Raw genomic sequence first — 22427 nt, forward strand, 5'->3', positions numbered from 1 at the left:
TACAATACATCAGCCTAAATAATAAAATTTTAATACATTTAAATTATATAAATACAGTTATTTCTTAATTTTTTAAATATCACAACATTTTTTTTTAATAAAAAATTATTATTAATGCTACAGAATAAATTATCATAACTGTTATTTAAATCTAAAGTTTTTTGATTCATTTTCAAAAAAAATAATTAAATTATTCACTTATTAAATAAGTATTTTTTTTATTATATATAATAATTACACAAGAAAAATTCTTTGTAAACAGACCATAAACATTCTATTTTCTAAATACATAATGCATTTTTAACATTATTAATCATCTACGTTAAAAAATAAATTGTTAAAAATATAATTATGTTAATTTTTACAAAAATGTAATAATATTTATATATAATTACAAATGTAAAAAATATTAAAAAGTAAAAATCTTTAAATAATATAAATATATATACACATATATGTATATTTTGAATACTAAACGTTATAAAAATAAAATATCTACAACTTTTAAACTAACATTATTCAGAAAAAAATAACTTAATTTTCATACAATAAAAGAGAAAAAACTATGAAAAGAACTTTTCAACCTTCTATTTTAAAAAGAAATAAAAAACATGGATTCAGAAATAGAATGTCTACAAAAAATGGAAGAGCAATTCTTTCTAGAAGAAGATCTAAATCTCGTATCCAACTTACTGTTTCTACTAAATAAAATTATTATTTATGATTCTATTTTCCTTATCTAAACAAAAAAGATTATTAAAATCTACTGATTTTAATCGAGTCTTTTCTAATCACTATCGAGTTAGTAATAAAAAATTCAGTATTTTAGGATCTTTAAATAAATTTAGCTATCCTCGCTTAGGATGTAGTATTAGTCGAAAAAAAATTAAATTATCTAATAAAAGAAACAACATAAAAAGACTAATTAGAGAAAGTTTTAGACTAATACAAGATAAATTAATTCCTATGGACTTTGTAGTTGTAATTAATCAAAAAAATATACATTGTCAATCAAATCATGATTTGACAAAAACACTGAAAAATCTTTGGATAAGATATTGTTAAACAAAAAAATTATAAATTAATTTTAATATACTTTATATATTTTTATATTTCTAATTATTATTAAAAATAAAAATATATAAAATTGTAAACCAATATTATATAAATTATTAGTATATACACTTAAATAATTAAATACATGTTTTATACACTACTACTAATAATGATACTTTATACATATGTTAAGCACAATATTATCCGTTCATAAAAAAGAGAACATTTCTAATGTATTTAAAACGTAATATTTTTATTCTAATGTTCTTATGTATAATTTTATATTCTTTTCATATATATAAAAATTATATTTCTCACAATTTTACCCAAAATAAAAAAATATTGATCCATGAAAATAACATAATAAAAAAAAGCAAATGTGCTTTCAAAAATTTAGAAAAGAATAATATTATATATCTTAAAAATGATGTTATTTGCGCTTCTATAAATACTATAGGAGGAAACATTGAAGAAGTATCTTTACTTAAATACAAAAAAAAAATAAACTCAAATAAACCATTTAAGCTATTAAAAAAAAACTCAAATTTTATATACCAAGCTAATAGTAAAATAATAGGAAATGATGGACCTGACAGTTCTATACACTGTAAAGAAAAACCAATTTATAAAATAGATAAAAAAAATTTTTATTTGAAAAACTTAAATAAAAAAACAATATATATCCCGTTGATTTGGAAAAGTAAAAATAATTCGCTATATATTAAAACTTTTATCCTTAATAAAGGAGATTATAGAATAAAAATAGAATATGATATATATAACTATAATAAAAATATACACGTATCTACACTTCATAAATTACAACAAAATATAAATATTCCAAATGCAAATTTTAACTATAATTCTATTTTCTCTAAAAACACATATCGAGGATCAGCTTACTCTAGCGATATACACAAATTTAAAAAGGAAAGTTTTGAAGATATAAAATCGAATGATGCTAAAAAAATACATACAAAAAAAGGTTGGATAGCTATGATTCAACAATACTTTTGTACAGCATGGATTCCCGGCAATACAGAAAACAATATTTTTTTTAGAAAAAATATAAAAAAAAATCAAGTCTCTATAAATTGTCAATCAAACTTAATATCTATAAATAAAAACTTCTGCCATAAAATATCATCCTCGTTATGGGTTGGGCCAGAAATTCAAAAAGAAATGAAAAACATAGCTCCGTACTTAGATTTTACTGTAGATTATGGATACTTGTGGTTTTTTTCTAAACCATTATTTAAACTATTAAACTTTTTTTTTAAAATAGTTAATAACTGGGGTTGGGCTATTGTTTTAACAACATTAACTATTCGAGCTATCATGTACCCTTTAACTAAAATTCAATATATATCTTCAGAAAAATTTCGTCTATTGCAACCGGAAATTGAAAGAATTAAACAAAAATATAAAAATAATAAAAAGAAACTTAATGAAAAAATTATATCTTTATATAATGCAGAACAAATAAATCCAATTAAAAGTTTCATTCCAACATTACTTCAAATGCCATTATTTTTATCTCTATATACTATGTTAGTAGCTTCAGTAGAACTAAGACATGCTGGTTTTATATTATGGATTAATGATTTATCTTCTAAAGACCCGTATTTCGTACTTCCAATCTTTATGGGATTAACTATGTTTTATATTCAACAGATATCAAAAACTAATAATTCAAATTCTATTCAACCAAAATATATGTTATTTGTACCTATAATATTAACCTGTTTTTTTCTATGTTTTCCATCTGGTTTAGTTTTATACTATACAGTTAATAACTTAATCACAATTGTTCAAAACAAATTTATTTTTAATAAAATTAATAAATAATAATCTTGTAGATAAATATAAAATGGTAATCTTATCTAAATAATAAAAAAAAATTTATAAGTACGCGGTCACTAATTTAGCATTTATGGATATAAAATGACTAACTCAAAAACTATCATAGCTCAAATAACTCCAATAGGAAAGTCTGGAGTTGGAATATTACGCATATCAGGAAAACAATGCAAAAAAGTAGCAAAACTAATTTTAAAGAAAATTCCAAAAGAAAGATATGCAACATATTCAGATTTTTTTAATCATGATGGAAAAATTATAGATAAAGGAATTGCTTTATGGTTCCCATCCCCGAACTCTTTTACAGGTGAAGATACCTTAGAATTACAAGGACATGGAAACCCTATAATATTAGATATGCTTATAAAAACTATTCTTACAATAAAAAACGTTCGAATAGCTCATCCTGGGGAATTTTCTAAAAGAGCATTTTTAAATGGAAAAATAGATTTAGTGCAAGCTGAAGCCATAGCTGATTTAATTAATTCTGATACTGAAGAAGCTGCTATTTATTCATTACAATCTATGGAAGGCAATTTATCTGTTAATATTTCTAATATTACAAAGTTAATAACAAAATTAAGGACTAGAATTGAAACTCATATAAATTTCTCTTATGAAGAATCTGTTTCTATTGATGTTAATAGTATTAATATCACTTTATTAAATATATTAAAACAAATAAAAATTATTCAACTATCAGAAAATAAAGGAAGTATCCTTCATGAAGGAATTCAATTAGCTTTAGTAGGACCTCCAAATACTGGAAAATCTACGCTATTTAATCGATTATCACTAAATGACTCAGCAATAGTTACTGAAATAAAAGGTACTACTAGAGATATTTTAAAAGAAAAAATAAATTTAAATGGTCACCTACTACATATACTAGACACAGCTGGAATACATAATACAAACAATGAAGTAGAGAAAATAGGTATTAAGCGCACATGGGAAAAAATTAAACAGTGTAATTATATATTATTAATTTTAGACTGTAGTAAATCTAACAAAGAAAATATATCGATATACAATTCTATACTTAAATCTTCTGTAAAAAAAAATAAAATTAGTATTATTATGAATAAATGCGACTTAATCAATAAAAAACCTGGAGTTCAGTATAATTTAAAATTAGGAAACTGTCTCTTTGTATCTGGAAAAGAAAATACAGGAATAAATGATTTAAAATCACATTTACAAAAAATAATAACTAATAATATTAGTTCAGAAGGATTATTTATTTCTAGAAGGCGACATTCTTATATACTAAACAATATCTTAGAACATCTATCAAAAACAATCTATATCTGGAAAAAAACTAAAAATATAGAACTATTAGCAGAAGATTTAAGATTAATTCAAAAAAAGTTTGGAAAAATAACTGGGGAATTTACAACAGAAGACTTATTGGAATCTATATTTTCTACTTTTTGTATTGGTAAGTGAATTTATTTAAATAAACTGTAAATATGTTTTGTATATCTATATATTCAAATACAGATATATATGTCCAACACATTTTTTTTGAAATAAATCTAGCTGTTAATCCGCTACCATATGCAAATTAAAAATTTATCTATTTTTAAAATAAGTGCTTACATTTATTAATTATTAATTTATTTTTATCATATGAAATCATTTGTTAAAAAAAATTCGTATAATAGAAAAGATTTTAATTATTAAGACCGTTCTTTTAATACGAAGTTTAAATGCATATTTAAAAAAAAATTTGTTTCTTTTTAATTAATAAGAATAGATCATTATTTGAATTTATTAAAAAAATAAAAAAATACAATATATATAATAAAGAATATTATATATTAAATATATAGAACAAAAAAAAAAATATATTTTTATGTAAAAATTTTAACATATAAAGATAAAACTGTTCTAAAAAAATTAAAAATTTGCCCGAAGGCGGAATTGAACCACCGACACGGGGATTTTCAGTCCCCTGCTCTACCAACTGAGCTATTCGGGCTATATAATATATAACCATTAAACATACTTACATGTCAATTAATAAATTTAAATTTTTGCATTTTTTAAAAAAAAAATATTTTAAAGAAATTTTTTTTTCATTTCTGAATTATTCTATCTATAATAATGTTATTTAAATTATTCTTTACTAAAAGATAATTTTTTATAGAAAATTTTAAAAACTACTTGAAAGTTTAAATTAGAATCCACATATCTACATTAGACATAAAGTATGTTTTAACAAAATTAAATACAATTTAACAATTTGGTAACACTATAGAATAGGAGAAAAAAAATGAACATTCGTCCATTATATGATCGAATTATAGTGAAACCTCAAGAAATAGAATCAAAATCAGCGGGTGGAATAGTTTTAACAGGATCAGCAGCAGGAAAATCTACTAGAGGGAAAGTTCTAGCTGTAGGAAAAGGTAAAGTATTAGATAACGGAAATTTGCAAAAATTAGAAGTAAAAATTGGAGATACTGTTATTTTTAACGAAGGATATGGATCTAAAACTGAAAAAATTGATAATGAAGATGTATTAATTTTAAATGAAAGTGACATATTAGCAATTGTAGAATAATTAACGTATAAAAATTTATGTAATAAAACTAAATTTTTATTTAATTAAAATATTTTTATATTTTACATAGCATGTAAAAAAAATAAATTATTTATATAAGGAAAAAAACTATGGCTGCTAAAGATGTAAAATTTGGAAACGAAGCAAGAATTAAAATGCTTCGAGGAGTAAATGTATTAGCAGATGCTGTAAAAGTAACTTTAGGACCAAAAGGAAGAAATGTAGTTCTAGATAAATCATTCGGAGCTCCAAGTATAACAAAAGACGGAGTTTCCGTAGCTAGAGAAATAGAACTAGAAGACAAGTTTGAAAATATGGGTGCTCAAATGGTTAAAGAAGTTGCATCAAAAGCCAATGATGCTGCTGGAGATGGAACAACCACTGCTACGCTGTTAGCACAAGCTATAGTCAATGAAGGTTTAAAAGCAGTAGCAGCAGGAATGAATCCTATGGATTTAAAAAGAGGAATAGATAAAGCTGTTATTAATGCTGTAGATGAATTAAAATCATTATCTGTTCCTTGTTCTGATTCTAAAGCAATAACACAAGTTGGAACTATATCAGCAAATGCTGATGAAAAAGTTGGATCTTTAATTGCCGAAGCTATGGAAAAAGTAGGAAATGATGGAGTCATTACAGTAGAAGAAGGAACAGGATTACAAAATGAATTAGAAGTAGTTAAAGGAATGCAGTTTGATAGAGGATATTTATCTCCATATTTTATTAATAAACCTGAAACAGGAATAGTAGAACTAGATAATCCATATATTTTAATGGCAGATAAAAAAATATCTAATATTCGAGAACTACTACCTATATTAGAAGCTGTAGCAAAATCAAGTAAACCTTTATTAATTATTTCTGAAGACTTAGAAGGCGAAGCATTAGCTACTTTAGTAGTAAATTCTATGCGAGGAATAGTAAAAATAGCAGCTGTAAAAGCTCCAGGATTTGGAGACCGAAGAAAATCTATGCTACAAGATATTTCTATTCTAACTTCTGGATCCGTTATATCCGAAGAATTAGCTATGAATTTAGAAAAAACTACACTAGAAGACTTAGGACAAGCAAAACGAGTAGTTATAACAAAAGATACTACTACTATTATTGGCGGAATCGGAAAAAAATCCGAAATTAAAAGTAGAATAGCTCAAATAAAACAAGAAATTCAAGAAGCAACTTCTGATTATGACAAAGAAAAATTAAATGAAAGACTAGCTAAACTATCTGGTGGAGTAGCAGTGTTAAAAGTAGGAGCTGCGACAGAAGTAGAAATGAAGGAAAAGAAAGCGAGAGTTGAAGATGCGCTACATGCTACTAGAGCAGCAGTAGAAGAAGGCGTAGTACCTGGTGGTGGAGTTGCTTTAGTTAGAGTAGCACAAAAAATATCTAAAATATCTGGACAAAATGAAGATCAAAACGTAGGAATAAGAGTTGCTGTAAAAGCAATGGAAGCTCCTTTAAGACAAATTGTTTCTAATTCAGGTGAAGAACCATCAGTTGTAACTAATAACGTGAAAGATGGAAAAGGAAATTACGGATATAATGCGGCTACTGATGAATATGGTGATATGATTAAATTTGGAATATTAGATCCTACAAAAGTTACTAGATCAGCATTACAGTATGCTGCTTCTGTAGCAGGACTAATGATTACAACAGAATGCATGGTAACTGATTTACCAAAAGAAGAAAAATCAGATATAAGTTCTCCTGCCGCTGGTGCTGGAATGGGTGGAATGGGCGGTATGATGTAATTATTTCTCGTTCTCAACTAATATTAGTATACGACAAAATTTATATAGACAAAATATATACTTATATATATTATTGAGAACGAGTTTTTAATCTTTTACATATTTCTATACAGTTTAAATACTTAGGATTATTCGAAAATGTCAGAAAATTATACAGCTAAATTTAAACAAGGCACTAAAATAGTTTTTAACAATGAACCATACATAATAACTAGTAGCACTTTTGTAAATCCAGGAAAAGGACAAGCATTTGTCAGAATAAAACTAAAACAACTGTACAATGGGAAAAAAATAGAAAAAACTTGCAAAAGTACTGATTCATTGCCTATAGCTAACATAAAAAACATTTCAGTATATTATTTATACAAAAATCATAAATCATTATTTTTTATGGAAAAAACTAATTTTGAAGAATATTCAATAGAAAAAAAATTATTAAAAGAAAATGAAAAATGGATTATACCTGAAGTAGAATACCAAGCAACTATTTGGAATGAAAAGATGATTACAGTTATTCCAAATAATTTTATAGATTTATATGTTGTTCAAACTAATCCATACTACAAAAAAAAATCCATTACTTCAGGAAATAAATTAGCGAAATTAAATACAGGTGCAACTATAAAAGTTCCATTATTTATTAAAACAGGAGACAAAATTAAAATAGATACTAGAAGTTCTCAGTACATTTCAAGAATAAAATAACAAGTTATATACATAACCTGACAACGTATTTACATTATGTCCATTTTTATACATTATAAAAAACAATGAATTTACTCTAATATTTTTTTTCATTAACAAATTGTCTATAACTGTCCCATTCAAAATTTAACCATAATCCATTACCTAATCTCATCCTATCTATTACTCTCTCTCCTAAAAGTTGCTGCATTCCTCTATAGTCCAAATTAGATAACATACCAGTAGAACGTTTCGAGGATGATCGCCTATCTACAATTTGATTAATTATTACTTTTTCATACCTTGATTCTATTTGCATTCCTATTTCATCAATCATTAAAAGATCTACAGTGCTTAAATTATGTAATAAATTTTCTTCGGTAATTCTACTATATCCATTAAAAGTTCCTTTCATATTTGACATTAAATCTGCTACGGTTACAATAAGAACTGATTTTCCATGCACAATTAAATAATTACCTATCGCAGATGCTAAATGATTTTTTCCGGTTCCAGGTCTTCCTGAAAATATAAAACTAGCTATATTTGTATTAAATTCTTTAGCATACCGTTTAGCAGCTACTACAACTCTTTTATGCCCATCATGTTCAACTTGATAATTTTCAAAAGAACAATTAATATATAGTTCTCTTATTCCAGATTCAATTAAAGCTTTTTTAAATCTTAACGTATTATTTCTCTCTAAAATCGTATTAGAAGATAAAAACCCTTCTTTTTGATTCCAATAGAAAAGTTCCTTATCAGTTTTAAATTTAGGCTTCACATGTTCAGGTACTATCTTTTTTAATCGAGTTAAAAAATTAATATTCTTTTTCATTATTTTTCTCTAAAACCAATTGGAACCTCATTATTCAAATAAGACTCTTTTTCAAACATACTTGTTTCTTTTTTTCCCAATAAAAAACTCTTATTTCTACTATAATCTAAACTTTGTGCTAATTTTTGCTGCCATTGTATATGGTAAAAATAACGACCTTCTACTTTCCAATAAGAAATAAAAAAAGATAATTCTGATTCCGTAACAGGAGTAATTAAATTAATTCCCCAAATCAACGACTTTTTAATAAAATCATCATCAGGAACCCACTCATCATACATTTTAAATTTTTTTTCAACAGTAAAAACGGGCAAATTTTTTTTTTTTTTAAAGTCTACTAATATTTTTTTACTTTCTCTTACTGACTCTGAAAAATACTCTTTATATGTTATGGATACTAACTTATTTAATAAACTAGCAGAAACAACATACATAATCGGTTTATTTTTTTTTATTTCAACAATACCTGATTCATTTCCTAAACATAAATATTTTTTAGGACTTTTACAAAAAAGTTCAAATGTTACTATATTTGACACAATCAAATTAATAGACATCTAGTATTCCTATAGCAAAACTATCATTTTTAATTTAACAACGAATATATAAGCTATATATTACATTTTTAGATACTTTGTTCTTATATAAAACCCAACAATTTGGTATAATTAAGTTAGTACTGGTATTTTCTCGTTCTATATATATAGATGATTTTTCCTTTAACCAATTATACTCTTCTAGTAAATTTATTGTTCTTTGTACTAATCCTTGAAAAAAAGGAGGATCAATAAAAACGATATCAAATTGTTTTTTTATGTTTCTTTTTTTTAACCAAATGATAGAATTAATACAAATTGTATTTATATTACTTATTGAAATTAATTGTAAATATTTTTTTATATTATTTACTAATTTTTTGTTAATTTCAAGAGATGTAACACTCTTCGCTCCACGAGACACAGATTCTATACTCAACGCTCCAGTTCCAGAAAAGCAATCTAAACACACTGAATCTTTAATAACTGTATTTAACCAATTAAAAAGAGTTTCACGCATATTACTAGTTGTTGGTCTTAGATTATAAGAAAATGAAGGCAGTTTAATTATTCTTGAACGGAATTTTCCAGAAATAATGCGTATTTTTTTAGGATAATTTTTTAAACTTTTTAATTTTTTCATAAAATATTTTGAATATTTAAATTGTTAAATAGAAAATCTAAAATTTGCTTAATATAAAATATTACATCTATCCTATATAAGGATCTTTATGTCTAAAAAACACTATAATAATTTTTTTTCTTGGTTGTGGCGTAAAAAAAAAAAAAATGATAATAAACTAGAAGAAAACCAAAAACAAAATAATCACCAAGAAACACAAAAAGATAAAATAACAATTTTAAAAAATGCACTTGTTCTAGAAAAAAAAAGTAAAACAATAAAAATTAAGATAAAAAACCAAAATGCTCAAAAATTAATTAATAACAATCAAAAAAAAATATCAAAAATCGATCAATATTCTAATAAAAGATTAGATAATCAGGAACAAAAACTATCTACTACATTGTTAAATAATAAAATCCAAAAAAATATAAAAAATAAACAAAATGAAAATAGATACAATAATGTATTTCAATCATTGCAATTTTCTTTAAAAAAAACAAAGAATTATTTAGAAAAAAAAATAAAAAAAATTTTCTTTTCTAACCAAGAAAACAATGATTTATTCGAATCAATTGAAGAAATGTTATTATTATCTGATTTTGGAGTAAACACTACCAATAATATTATTAAATCTTTAAAAAAAGAAGTATATAAAAATAATACTACTGATAAATCTAAAATTTTTTTTATTCTAAAAAAAAATCTGTTAGATATTTTAAATAAACCTTCAAAAGAAAAAATAAAAACAAACCAAAAAAAACCAAAAGTAATATTAATAGTTGGCGTTAATGGAGTAGGAAAAACTACCACTATTGGAAAACTAGCGTATAAGTTTAAACAATCAGGAAATTCAATAATGTTAGCTGCCGGAGATACTTTTAGAGCTGCAGCTGTAGATCAATTGAAAGTGTTTGGAGAAAAGAATAAAGTACCTGTCATTTATAACAAAATAGGAACTGATCCTTCTGCAGTTATTTATGACTCCCTTCAAGCTGCAAAAGCAAAAAAAATAGATATTTTAATTTCGGATACAGCAGGTAGATTACATAACAAACAACATCTTATGGAAGAATTAAAAAAAATTGTTAGAATAATAAAAAAACATAATCAATCATCTAATCTCGAAGTTACTTTAGTAATAGACGCATGTAGTGGACAAAACACACTACAACAAGTGAATTTATTCAATAGCATGATCAGCGTTAATAACATTATTGTGACTAAGTTAGATGGAACAGCAAAAGGAGGAGTTATTTTTGCTATATCTGATCAATTCTCTATTCCTATTAATTATCTTGGATTTGGAGAAAAAATTTATGATTTACAAGAATTTAACAAGAAAAAATTTATTGAAATTTTATTTGAAAAAAATAATAAATAACATTTATTTATTTAAAAAATACTTTTATTATTTTAAACCTTATAAATATAAAATTTTATTTTTATAAAATATCAGTTCACAATGTATAAAACAAAACTATAAATATAGTGTAGTATTATACTTATATAAAAAATATTAACTATCTAAAAGATACTATATGATAAAAAAATTTACACTATTATCAAATCCGAATCTCGGTAATCTTGATTCTTATATTAGATCTGCTAACTTGTGGCCTATGTTATCGTTAAAAGAAGAAAAGGAATTATCTAAAAAATTTTTTTATTTTAAAGATTTAGAAGCTGCAAAAATTTTAATTTTATCTCATTTAAGATTTGTTATTCATATTGCTAGAAATTATTCTGGATATGGATTACTTCAAGCGGATATAATACAAGAAGGAAATATCGGTTTAATGAAATCTGTTCGAAGATTTAATCCAGAAATAGGAGTAAGATTAGTATCTTTTGCAGTACATTGGATAAAATCTGAAATACATGAATATGTATTACGAAATTGGAGAATAGTTAAAGTAGCTACAACAAAATCTCAAAGAAAACTATTTTTTAATCTTAGAAAAACTAAAAAAAGGTTAGGTTGGTTTAATTCTAAAGAAATAGAAATAGTAGCTCATGAATTAGGTGTAAGTATAGAAGATGTAAAAGAAATGGAATCAAGAATGTCTGCTCAAGATATAACATTCAATACTCTACCTGAAGAAGAATACGGTGATATAAAAACAAAATCTATTCTTCCTTATTTAAAAGATAATAGTTCTAATTTTGCAAATACAGTAGAAAAAGATGATTGGGAAAAATATGCGGTCAACAAGTTAAGCAATGCCCTTTTGAAACTGGACGAACGTAGCCGATATATTATTCATGTAAGATGGTTGTACGAAAAAAAAATAACATTACAAAAAATAGCAAATTACTATGGTATATCAGCAGAAAGAGTTCGACAACTTGAAAAAAATGCTATAAAAAAACTAAGAAATGAAATAAAAAAATAAGAAAATATTAATTATGAATTTCAATATAAAATAAATAATAACACATATATACATACCATTTATTATTCAATAATAAACTAATAACCTAATATTAAATAAAAAGTAAACGTGAATAATCTAACTCTAATATAATATGTTATGTTATGCATCAATATACAAAAAAAATATTTTACACATTTAACATAAATACATATATTGATATATGATTATTAATCTATTTTCTATTTTAGATAAATGTTTATTTATTTCAAATTTAAAAAAACTACAAATTTTAAACTAAAAATTATTTAAAATAATAAATTTATTCAATTTAAGTAACTTATTAATTATAATTAATGCACAAAAAATAACACTAGATTTAAATATAAAACTAAATATTATCTAAATTACTATTTAATATATATTCAATTATTCTCTTTAATTTAAAATGTATTTAATTAATTAAATTACTTTTATCTATTTTATAGAAAATATTACAATTTTTCACAATATTTAATTATTTTGCTTTTTTCACTAAATATAATTTACTTTATTAAACTGTTTTTTTATCTACTGTTATTATTTGTATAACTACTAAAAAATTTATAAAATTTTATTTTTTTTTATTAACTTTTAACTGTTAACTTTTAACTATTAATGTACATATAATTATATTTGTAGTAAGTATGAAACGTTTTTTTATCTCTTCTAAAAAACTACATCTGTATATATACTATATACTGTACTTTAATGAAAATAAAATTGATTCTTTAATAACTAAACTTAACTAAGTTGAAGTAAATTACTTAAATAAAAGAACAGAAATTATATAATCTATACATATAAACTATTTTTAGTTGTATCTAATATAGAATACTAAAAATATATTAGTATGAAAAAAAATGAATTAAAAATAATGAAACAATATATATATTTTTATTCATAAAAAAAGTTTAATTTTTTTATTATAAAAATCATTATTTTAGAAAAACAATGCAAAAAAGCTAAAAAGGGAAAATATGACTACTATTTTTACTCATACGTTAGGATTTCCTAGAATCGGAACTAATAGAGAACTTAAAAAGGCTCAAGAAAAATACTGGAGTAACAAATTTACAAAAGAACAATTATTTACTGAAGGAAAAAAAATTCGAATAAATAATTGGAAAAAACAAGCAGAACTTGGAATTGATCTTATACCTGTAGGTGATTTCTCATGGTATGATCATGTTTTAAATACAACTATGCTATTAGGTAATATCCCAGAAAGATTTAAAAAAGATAGTCATACTATTGACATTGATACTATATTTAAAATTGCTAAAGGTTATCAGTCTAAAAGAAAACACGTTATCCCATCAGAAATGAAAAAATGGTTTAATACTAACTATCATTATATAGTACCTGAATTCACAAAAAATAGCAGCTTTACTTATTCATGGAAACAACTTATAGAAGAAGTAGATGAAGCTATTGCACTAGATTTTAATGTAAAGCCAGTAATATTAGGACCTATATCATATTTATGGTTAGGAAAAGAAAAAGAAGAAAACTTTCATCGCCTAGATTTACTAACAAAAATTTTGCATGTGTATAAAGAAATAATTTCTGAGTTAGAAAAAAGAAAAATAACTTGGATACAAATAGAAGAACCTATACTTACATTAGATCTTTCAGAAAAATGGTTAAACGCATTTAAATTTTCTTATGAATTTATAAAAAGTTCAAAAAAAATATTGTTAACAACCTATTTTGGAAATGTCTACCATAATATAGAAACTATTAAAGAACTACCTGTTCAAGGTTTACACGTTGATATTACTAATAAAAATTGCAATATTAATTCATTATGCAATAATATACCAAAAAAATGGCTATTATCATTAGGAATAATTAATGGAAGAAACATTTGGAAAACAAATTTAAATTCAGCCATTAACACAATTAATTTAATTAAAAAAAACAAAAACAATATCTGTATCGGTACTTCATGTTCATTAATTCACGTTCCAATCGATCTTTCTGTGGAAAATAAAATTAGCAAAACAGAAAAAAGTTGGTTATCTTTCGCTTTAGAAAAATGTCATGAGTTATTCTTATTAAAAACAGCTTTAATTACTAGCAACCATTCACTATTAAAAAAATGGAGTAAACCTGTTCTTTCTAGAATAAAGCTAAACCAAAATAAAAAAAGAGAAAAAGAAATAGAAACATTCCAAACAAACAAATTTTATAAATATAAAAAATCTCCATATTCTATTAGAAGCTTAGAACAAAAAAAACATCTAAAATTACCTATTTTACCAATTACAACTATTGGATCTTTTCCTCAAACTGAATCTGTTAGAAAATTAAGACTCGACTTTAAATTAAAAAATATTAGTAGTAATGATTATGAAGAAAAGATAAAAGAAAATATAAAAAAAATAATTTTATTTCAAGAATCTCTAAATATTGATGTATTAGTACACGGGGAAGTAGAAAGAAATGATATGGTCGAATATTTTGGTGAACAACTAAACGGATTTTTAATTACATCTAATGGCTGGGTTCAAAGTTATGGTTCAAGATGTGTTAAACCTCCAATTATTATAAGTGATATATCACGTTCTAAACCAATGACTATAAAATGGATGAAATATGCTCAATCCTTAACAAAAAAACCAATAAAAGGAATGTTAACAGGTCCAGTTACTATTTTATGTTGGTCTTTTATAAGAGATGACATTAAAAAAAGCCAAGTTGCTTATCAATTAGCTTTAGCTTTACAAGATGAAGTACTTGATTTAGAAAAAATAGGAATAAATATTATTCAAATTGACGAACCTGCTTTAAGAGAAGGATTACCTCTAAGAAAACAATCATGGAAAAATTATTTAAATTGGGCTACTGAATCTTTCAGATTAACATACTATAAAACTAAAAATGAAACACAAATTCATACACATATGTGTTACTGTGAATTTAATGATATTATAGAAGCTATTATTAAATTAGACGTTGATGTAATTACTCTTGAAACTTCTAGGTCTGATATTAAATTATTAAAACTGTTTCAAAAACATAAATACAGCAATGAAATAGGACCTGGATTTTATGACATCCATTCTTCTACCATTCCTACTATCGAATCAATTCAATCAACCTTAGAAACAGCATTAAAATATATTTCTATAAACAGATTATGGGTTAATCCTGACTGTGGATTAAAAACAAGAAACTGGAAAGAAATACAACAATCTTTAGAAAACATAGTAACTGCAACAAAAAATGTACGAAAAAAATTTCAAAAAATTTAACAAATTAATTAATAGTTAAAATAATAAATAGTGTACTAATAAAAAGTAGTACACTATTTATTATTTTGTACAAAATAATAAATAGTTATTAAATTTAATTACATACTAATTAGAGTTTATATTCTTAATTATTAAATAAATTTTTATATAAAAAATAAAACGTTACTATCAACGTTCTTATTAAGAAATAATAATTTTAATAAATAAAAAACGATACTAGTGCCTAAAAGTTCTATCTTGAGTAAAAATCATAGATATATTACTTTTATTTGCTGCATGAATAACCTCATTATCCCTGATTGAACCTCCAGGTTGGATCATACAAGTTACACCGTTTCTAGCAGCTAAATTTACACAATCTTTGAATGGAAAAAAAGCATCTGAAGCTAAAACAATATTATTAAATTTAATATTTGTATTTTTCACTTTATTAATAGCTACTTTTACAGCATCTATTCTACTAGATTGCCCGGAACCAATTCCGATTGTAGAATAGTCAGAAACACATACAATACCATTCGATTTTAAAAATTTACAAACTAACCAAGCAAATTTTGCATCTTTCATTTCTTTTTCACTTGGAATTCTTTTCGTAACTATATTCCATTTTTTATCCATATTTATATTTTTTTTTTCTTGTAATAATACTCCTCCATTAACTGATCTTATTTCAAAGAAATTATTTTTTTTAATTGGTATTTTATAAATTAATACCCTAATATTCTTTTTAGATGATAACATTTTTTTTGCAGAACAAGTAATTTCTGGAGCTAATATTCCTTCTACAAAAGAATTTTTTATTATTTTTGCAACAACTATTTCATCTAATAAACAGTTAAAAGCAATTATACTTCCAAAAGTCGATATAGGATCACATTTGTACGCTGAAGAATAAGCATGAACTGCAGACACACCTATTGATACACCACATGGAGAACCATGTTTAATAATAACACAAGCTGGTTCTTTAAAACTAGTAACGCATTCTAATGCTATGTCTCCATCATATATATTGTTATATGACAATTCTTTATTACCTGTAATCATATTCTTTTTACTCAAACTACAATCAGATGAATAAAAAGAATATAAAGCTGCTTTTTGATCTGGATTTTCTCCATAACGAAGATCATCTACTTTCTTAAGCTTTAAAAAAATATCTTCTTTAAAAACACATTTGTCTTTTTCACTCTTTAATACTATTTCTTTAAAAAACCTTGAAATATTTAATTCATAATCAGCAATATACTCAAAAGCTTTAGTAGCTAACTGTATATTAGTTGTTAAAGATACCTGATTATTTTTATAATCATCTATCTCTTTTATTACTTTACAATAATCATTTGGATCAACTACAACAGTAACAAATTTATAGTTTTTAGCTGCTGATCTAATCATAGCTGGACCACCTATATCTATTTTATCAACAACTGTATCTATAGTATGCTTAGGATTTAAAATTAAATTGTCTAAAGGTAAAAAATTTACAACAACTATATCGAATAATATCATTTCGTATTTTTTTAATGTGTTTTCATCTATTTTTCTTCTAGATAAAATCCCACCATGAATCATCGGATGTAACGTTTTTACACGTCCATCCATAATCTCTGGAAAATGCGTATAATCCGTTAATTCTATTGAATGAATTCCAGATTGTTGTAATTTTTGATATGTTCCTGTAGTTGTATAAATGATATAATTTCTTTTTTTTAATTCTTGACAAAATTTTACTATGTTTAATTTATTAAATACACTGACTAAAGCATTTCTTTTTTTTTTTAAATCAATCATTATAGTTCTAATAAACCTCGAATATTGTATTAATTTATTTTTTTTAAAATTAAATATTTTATTGAATAATAATATTTGTATATTTTAGTGTTATATATTAAAAAATATGATTTTTGATTTAACCTGCTCATTTAAAATAAAACAAAAATTAAATAGTAAATTCTTAAAAACCGTATATATATAAAACATATTTATATAAATTTATTTTATAGCTATTTTAAAAGCTTTTCCTGAAATAAAAGTAGGTACTTTCGTTGCTGCAATATTTATTTTTTCTCCTGTTTGCGGGTTTCTACCAATTCTAGCTGCTCTATTATGCACTTTAAAAGTACCAAAACCTGCTATTTGAACATTTTTACCATTTTTTAAAGAAAAAACAATAGTTTTTAACATAGATTCTAAAATTTTTTTTACCTGTACTTTAGATACATTTGTCTCTTCTGCAATAGAACTTGTTAATTGAGTTTTATTCATAACCTTTTACTCCTCAATACTATATTTTTAATTAATAATTTAAAATTTAATTAAATCATTTCTTTTCTTTTAAAATACACAATAAATATTATTTATTTTTATTTTTTGTTTTACGATTTTTTTATAAAAATATTGTGTTTTCTTTGCTATAAAATAAATGTTTTTATACAATAAATTTGATTATACGTTACTAATATACTTATACAACTTAATAAAGTTATCAAACTGACAGTACTATTTTTCTATTTTAAATAAAAATAAATATATATTTTTTTATACTTAAAAATGTTATATACATCTTATATTAATTTAAAAATGTGAAAGAATACTTTTTATTTTTTTAAGGTTGCATTTAACATTTCTGATAAATTAGCAGATGCTTCTTCTACACTTATATGTAAAGAAACAGATTTTTTACTATTCTTTTCTAATTTTTTCTTTTTATCTAATCTCTCCTTATGATATGCATATCCAGTTCCAGCTGGAATTAATCTTCCAACAATTACATTTTCTTTTAAACCTCTTAATTCATCTTTCTTCCCAGCAACAGCTGATTCTGTTAAAACACGTGTTGTTTCTTGAAAAGAAGCCGCTGATATAAAAGATTCTGTAGCTAATGATGCTTTTGTAATTCCTAGTAAATTTCTAGAAAAAGAAATAATTTTTTTACACTGTTTTTTTAACTTTCTATTCTCTATTTTTATTCTAGAATATTCAACCTGTTCTCCTTTTAAAAAATCAGATTCTCCATTATCTATAATGGTTGCTTTTCTCAACATTTGACGGACTATAACTTCAATATGTTTGTCATTTATTTTAACACCTTGTAATCTATAGACTTCTTGTACTTCATTAACTATATATTGAGTTACCGATTGCACTCCTCTTAATCTTAAAATATCATGAGATGATTCCGGACCATCAGATATGATGTCTCCTTTCTTTACTCTTTCACCTTCAAAAACATTTAACTGTCTCCATTTAGGTATCATTTCTTCATGTTTTTCATCTAAATTTACCGATGTTATTATTAATCTTCTTTTACCTTTTGTTTCTTTTCCGAAAGATATAAAACCACTAATTTCAGCTAAAATTGCTAATTCTTTAGGTTTTCTTGCTTCAAAAAGATCAGCTACTCTAGGTAAACCTCCAGTAATATCTTTCGTTCCTCCTGATTCCTGCGGTATTCTAGCTAAAGTATCTCCTGAAGTAACATACGATTTATTATTTAACTGAATAATAGACTTTCCCGGTAAAAAATACTGTGCTGGAATATCTGTTCCAAATATAAATACGTCTTTATTATTTATATCTAAAATTTTTAAGGCAGGACGTAAATCTTTTCCTGTTAAAGGACGTTCAGAACTATCTAATACTACAATAGACGTCAATCCTGTTAATTCATCTGTTTGTCTAGTTATACTTTGACCATCAACTATATCTACAAATTGAACATATCCATTTACTTCAGTTATTACAGGTATAGTATGAGGATCCCATTTAGCAATAACATCCCCAGAAACAACTGATTCTTTATTTCCTTTAAATAAAATTGCACCATAAGGAACTTTATAACTTTCTTTTACACAATTGAACTGATCAATTATATTAAGTTCTGCATTTCTAGATGTAATAATTATTTCATTGAAAGAATTTTTTACAAAACTAGAATAATGCAAATTTACTATTCCACTATGTTTTACTTGTATACTAGATTCAGTCGCCGAACGTGACGCTGCTCCACCTATATGAAAGGTTCTCATTGTTAACTGAGTTCCTGGTTCTCCAATAGATTGAGCGGCTATTACTCCAATTGCTTCTCCTTTTTTTACTAAAAATCCTCTAGCTAAATCTCTTCCATAACAATAAGCACAAATACCAAAATCAGTTTCACAATGTACTACTGATCTTACTTTTACTTTATCTATAGATTTTTTTTCTAATAAATCACATATTTCTTCATTTAAAAGAGTATTTCTATGTACTAAAACCTGTAAAGAATTTGATATTAAAATGTCTTCAGCTATGACTCTTCCTAAAACTCTTTCCCTTAACGTTTCTTTTATTTCTCCTCCCTCTATAACAGGACTCATGATAATACCTTCGTAAGTACCACAATCATCTTCAGTAACTACTAAGTCTTGTGCTACATCTACTAATCTACGTGTTAAATAACCTGAATTTGCTGTTTTCAAAGCTGTATCAGCTAAACCTTTTCTCGCTCCATGAGTAGAAATAAAATATTGTAATACGTTTAATCCTTCTCGAAAATTTGCTATAATTGGAGTTTCTATAATAGATCCGTCAGGCTTAGCCATTAGTCCACGCATTCCTGCTAATTGTCTAATTTGAGCAGCAGAACCCCTAGCTCCAGAATCAGCCATCATAAAAATACTATTAAAAGATATTTGATTGATTTCCTGGTTATTTTTATTTATAATTTTCTCACTTGATAAATTTTTCATCATAGCAATAGCTACTCTTTCATTCGCTGAAGCCCATATGTCAATAACCTTATTATATCTTTCGCCAGATGTAACTAAACCTGCTTGAAACTGATCCCTTATTTCCAATACTTCATTTTCTGCGTCTAGAATAATATTTTGTTTTTCTTTAGGAATAACCATATCGTCAATTCCAACAGATGCTCCAGAACGAGCAGCATAGAAAAAACCAGTATACATTATTTGATCAGCAAACTTTACTGTATCTTTTAATCCTAAAATACGGTAACAACTGTTTAACATTGCAGAAATTAGATTTTTTCCCAATGTTGTATTAACTGTAGAATAAGGTAATCCTCTAGGAACTATCATCCATAATATTGCTCTTCCTATAGTAGAATCATAAATAGTTGTTTTCTTTACAAATTTGTCTTTTTTATCTTTTGTATACTCAACAATTCTTACTTTTACAGACGCATGTAGTTCAGCAGATCCTGTACTATAGGCTATTTCAGCTTCTTCTGGACCTGATAAAACCATTCCTTCTCCTATTCCATTTATTTTTTCTCTAGTCATATAGTACAATCCTAAGACAACGTCCTGAGAAGGAACTATAATAGGTTCTCCATTAGCAGGAGATAAAACATTATTAATAGACATCATTAAAGAACGTGCTTCTAACTGAGAATCTTTTGTTAGTGGAACATGAACAGCCATTTGATCTCCATCAAAGTCTGCATTATACGCAGCACAAACTAAAGGATGCAATTGTATAGCCTTTCCTTCTATTAAAATCGGTTCAAATGCTTGTATCCCAAGTCTATGTAGAGTTGGAGCTCTATTTAACAATACAGGATGTTCTTTTATTACCTCATCTAATATATCCCATACTTCTGGTTCTTCTCTTTCTACCATTTTTTTTGCTGCTTTTATAGTAGCAGCTAAATTTTTCTTTTCTAACTTTCCGTAAATAAAAGGCTTAAATAATTCTAACGCCATTTTTTTTGGTAAACCACATTGATTTAAATGCAAATAAGGTCCAACAGTAATTACTGATCTTCCTGAATAATCTACTCTTTTACCTAATAGATTTTGACGAAATCTTCCTTGTTTTCCCTTTATCATATCTGCTAAAGATTTTAACGGTCTTTTATTAGACCCTGTTATAGCTCTACCTCTTCTTCCATTATCTAATAACGCATCAACTGCTTCTTGAAGCATTCTTTTTTCATTTCTAACAATAATATCTGGAGCAGATAAATCTAACAATCGTTTTAAACGATTATTTCTGTTAATAACTCTTCTATATAAATCATTTAAATCTGAAGTAGCAAACCTTCCTCCATCTAATGGAACTAACGGTCTTAAATCAGGAGGAAGTACTGGTAATACAGTTAAAATCATCCATTCTGGTTTATTTTTTGATTTTATAAATGACTCTAATAACTTTATTCGCTTAGTAATTTTTTTTCTTTTAGTTTCTGAATTTGTCTCACCAATTTCACTACGTAAATCTTTGCATACGGATAATAAATCCATTTTTCTTAATAAAGATTGTATAGCTTCAGCTCCCATATTCGCATAAAATTCATCACCAAATTCTTCTAAAGAATCTAAGTATTGTTCTTCACTCAAAATTTGTTTCTTTTTTAAAGAAGTAATACCATTTTCAATTACCACATAAGACTCAAAATATAAAACTCTTTCAATATCTCTCAATGGCATATCCAATAAAAGACCTATTCGTGACGGAAGTGATTTCAAAAACCAAATATGTGCGATAGGAGAAGATAATTCAATATGCCCCATTCTATCTCGTCTAACTTTGCTTTGTGTAACTTCTACTCCACATTTTTCGCAAATTACCCCACGGTGTTTTAAACGTTTGTACTTACCACATAAGCATTCATAGTCTTTTATAGGTCCAAATATTCTAGAACAAAAAAGACCATCTCTTTCCGGTTTAAACGTACGATAATTAATTGTTTCTGGTTTTTTGACTTCTCCAAAAGACCATGATCTAATAATATCTGGAGAAGATAGTGCTATTTTTATAGAATTGAATTCTTCAACTTTAGTTTTAACCTTGAGAAATTTTAATAATTCTTTCACTAATTAG

The 22427-nt window shown here is 24.9% G+C and carries 16 protein-coding genes and 1 tRNA gene; 10 read left to right on the forward strand and 7 right to left on the reverse strand.

The window, feature by feature from the left end; genetic code table 11:
* Positions 1 to 565 precede the first annotated feature (565 nt).
* From rpmH to mnmE, 4 genes are all read left to right on the forward strand, one after another.
* Positions 566 to 709, forward strand: a complete 144-nt coding sequence (gene rpmH, locus AB4W63_RS00065; RefSeq protein ID WP_367681001.1) for a 50S ribosomal protein L34 — start codon at positions 566 to 568, stop codon at positions 707 to 709.
* Positions 710 to 720: 11 nt separating this feature from the next.
* Positions 721 to 1065, forward strand: coding sequence for a ribonuclease P protein component (rnpA, locus tag AB4W63_RS00070; RefSeq protein ID WP_367681002.1), 345 nt, complete (start codon positions 721 to 723; stop codon positions 1063 to 1065).
* A gap of 333 nt (positions 1066 to 1398) precedes the next feature.
* Positions 1399 to 2904, forward strand: coding sequence for a membrane protein insertase YidC (yidC, locus tag AB4W63_RS00075; protein WP_367681003.1), 1506 nt, complete (start codon positions 1399 to 1401; stop codon positions 2902 to 2904).
* A gap of 96 nt (positions 2905 to 3000) precedes the next feature.
* Positions 3001 to 4365: a tRNA uridine-5-carboxymethylaminomethyl(34) synthesis GTPase MnmE gene (mnmE, locus tag AB4W63_RS00080; protein ID WP_367681004.1), complete on the forward strand. Its 1365-nt coding sequence runs from the start codon at positions 3001 to 3003 to the stop codon at positions 4363 to 4365.
* Between the two features lie 462 nt (positions 4366 to 4827).
* On the opposite strand, the gene AB4W63_RS00085 is transcribed toward mnmE, so the two are convergent.
* A tRNA-Phe gene (locus AB4W63_RS00085) sits at positions 4828 to 4900 on the reverse strand.
* Positions 4901 to 5194: 294 nt separating this feature from the next.
* Between AB4W63_RS00085 and AB4W63_RS00090 the strand changes: the two genes are divergently transcribed.
* The 3 genes from AB4W63_RS00090 (at position 5195) to efp (ending at position 7947) form a co-directional block, all read left to right on the forward strand.
* Positions 5195 to 5485, forward strand: a complete 291-nt coding sequence (locus tag AB4W63_RS00090; RefSeq protein ID WP_367681005.1) for a co-chaperone GroES — start codon at positions 5195 to 5197, stop codon at positions 5483 to 5485.
* Positions 5486 to 5595: 110 nt separating this feature from the next.
* Positions 5596 to 7242 (forward strand): chaperonin GroEL, encoded by a 1647-nt coding sequence (gene groL / locus AB4W63_RS00095; protein WP_367681006.1) that lies wholly within the window; start codon positions 5596 to 5598, stop codon positions 7240 to 7242.
* A 138-nt stretch (positions 7243 to 7380) separates the two neighbouring features.
* Entirely contained in the window at positions 7381 to 7947 is a 567-nt protein-coding gene (gene efp / locus AB4W63_RS00100; RefSeq protein WP_367681007.1) for an elongation factor P, read from the forward strand.
* Between the two features lie 76 nt (positions 7948 to 8023).
* Here efp and dnaC read toward each other — a convergent pair whose 3' ends face one another.
* Genes dnaC through rsmD form a run of 3 tightly spaced genes read right to left on the reverse strand, consistent with a single transcriptional unit; the run spans position 8024 to position 9943 of the window.
* The gene (dnaC, locus tag AB4W63_RS00105; RefSeq protein ID WP_367681008.1) at positions 8024 to 8764 is read right to left on the reverse strand and encodes a DNA replication protein DnaC; all 741 of its coding nucleotides are present in this window, start codon (positions 8762 to 8764) and stop codon (positions 8024 to 8026) included.
* Positions 8764 to 9321, reverse strand: coding sequence for a DnaT-like ssDNA-binding domain-containing protein (locus AB4W63_RS00110; RefSeq protein ID WP_367681009.1), 558 nt, complete (start codon positions 9319 to 9321; stop codon positions 8764 to 8766). Before AB4W63_RS00110 ends, dnaC begins: the two co-directional genes overlap by 1 nt.
* A 34-nt stretch (positions 9322 to 9355) precedes the next feature.
* The gene (gene rsmD, locus AB4W63_RS00115) at positions 9356 to 9943 is read right to left on the reverse strand and encodes a 16S rRNA (guanine(966)-N(2))-methyltransferase RsmD (RefSeq protein ID WP_367681010.1); all 588 of its coding nucleotides are present in this window, start codon (positions 9941 to 9943) and stop codon (positions 9356 to 9358) included.
* A gap of 88 nt (positions 9944 to 10031) precedes the next feature.
* Between rsmD and ftsY the strand changes: the two genes are divergently transcribed.
* The 3 genes from ftsY to metE all read left to right on the forward strand — a co-directional run bounded on the left by ftsY (position 10032) and on the right by metE (position 15596).
* The gene (ftsY, locus tag AB4W63_RS00120; protein WP_367681011.1) at positions 10032 to 11306 is read left to right on the forward strand and encodes a signal recognition particle-docking protein FtsY; all 1275 of its coding nucleotides are present in this window, start codon (positions 10032 to 10034) and stop codon (positions 11304 to 11306) included.
* A 157-nt stretch (positions 11307 to 11463) separates the two neighbouring features.
* Positions 11464 to 12318, forward strand: a complete 855-nt coding sequence (gene rpoH / locus AB4W63_RS00125; RefSeq protein ID WP_367681012.1) for an RNA polymerase sigma factor RpoH — start codon at positions 11464 to 11466, stop codon at positions 12316 to 12318.
* Positions 12319 to 13316: 998 nt separating this feature from the next.
* Positions 13317 to 15596, forward strand: a complete 2280-nt coding sequence (metE, locus tag AB4W63_RS00130) for a 5-methyltetrahydropteroyltriglutamate--homocysteine S-methyltransferase (RefSeq protein ID WP_367681013.1) — start codon at positions 13317 to 13319, stop codon at positions 15594 to 15596.
* 216 nt (positions 15597 to 15812) lie between these two features.
* Here the strand turns inward: metE and purH are convergent, their stop codons facing one another.
* The 3 genes from purH to rpoC all read right to left on the reverse strand — a co-directional run bounded on the left by purH (position 15813) and on the right by rpoC (position 22420).
* Positions 15813 to 17390 (reverse strand): bifunctional phosphoribosylaminoimidazolecarboxamide formyltransferase/IMP cyclohydrolase, encoded by a 1578-nt coding sequence (gene purH / locus AB4W63_RS00135; RefSeq protein WP_367681014.1) that lies wholly within the window; start codon positions 17388 to 17390, stop codon positions 15813 to 15815.
* A gap of 201 nt (positions 17391 to 17591) precedes the next feature.
* Positions 17592 to 17864 (reverse strand): HU family DNA-binding protein, encoded by a 273-nt coding sequence (locus tag AB4W63_RS00140; RefSeq protein WP_367681015.1) that lies wholly within the window; start codon positions 17862 to 17864, stop codon positions 17592 to 17594.
* Positions 17865 to 18196: 332 nt separating this feature from the next.
* The gene (rpoC, locus tag AB4W63_RS00145; protein ID WP_367681016.1) at positions 18197 to 22420 is read right to left on the reverse strand and encodes a DNA-directed RNA polymerase subunit beta'; all 4224 of its coding nucleotides are present in this window, start codon (positions 22418 to 22420) and stop codon (positions 18197 to 18199) included.
* Between the last annotated feature and the right edge of the window lie 7 nt (positions 22421 to 22427).

The organism is Buchnera aphidicola (Anoecia corni) (assembly GCF_964056675.1).
GTDB lineage: Bacteria > Pseudomonadota > Gammaproteobacteria > Enterobacterales > Enterobacteriaceae > Buchnera_E > Buchnera_E aphidicola_B.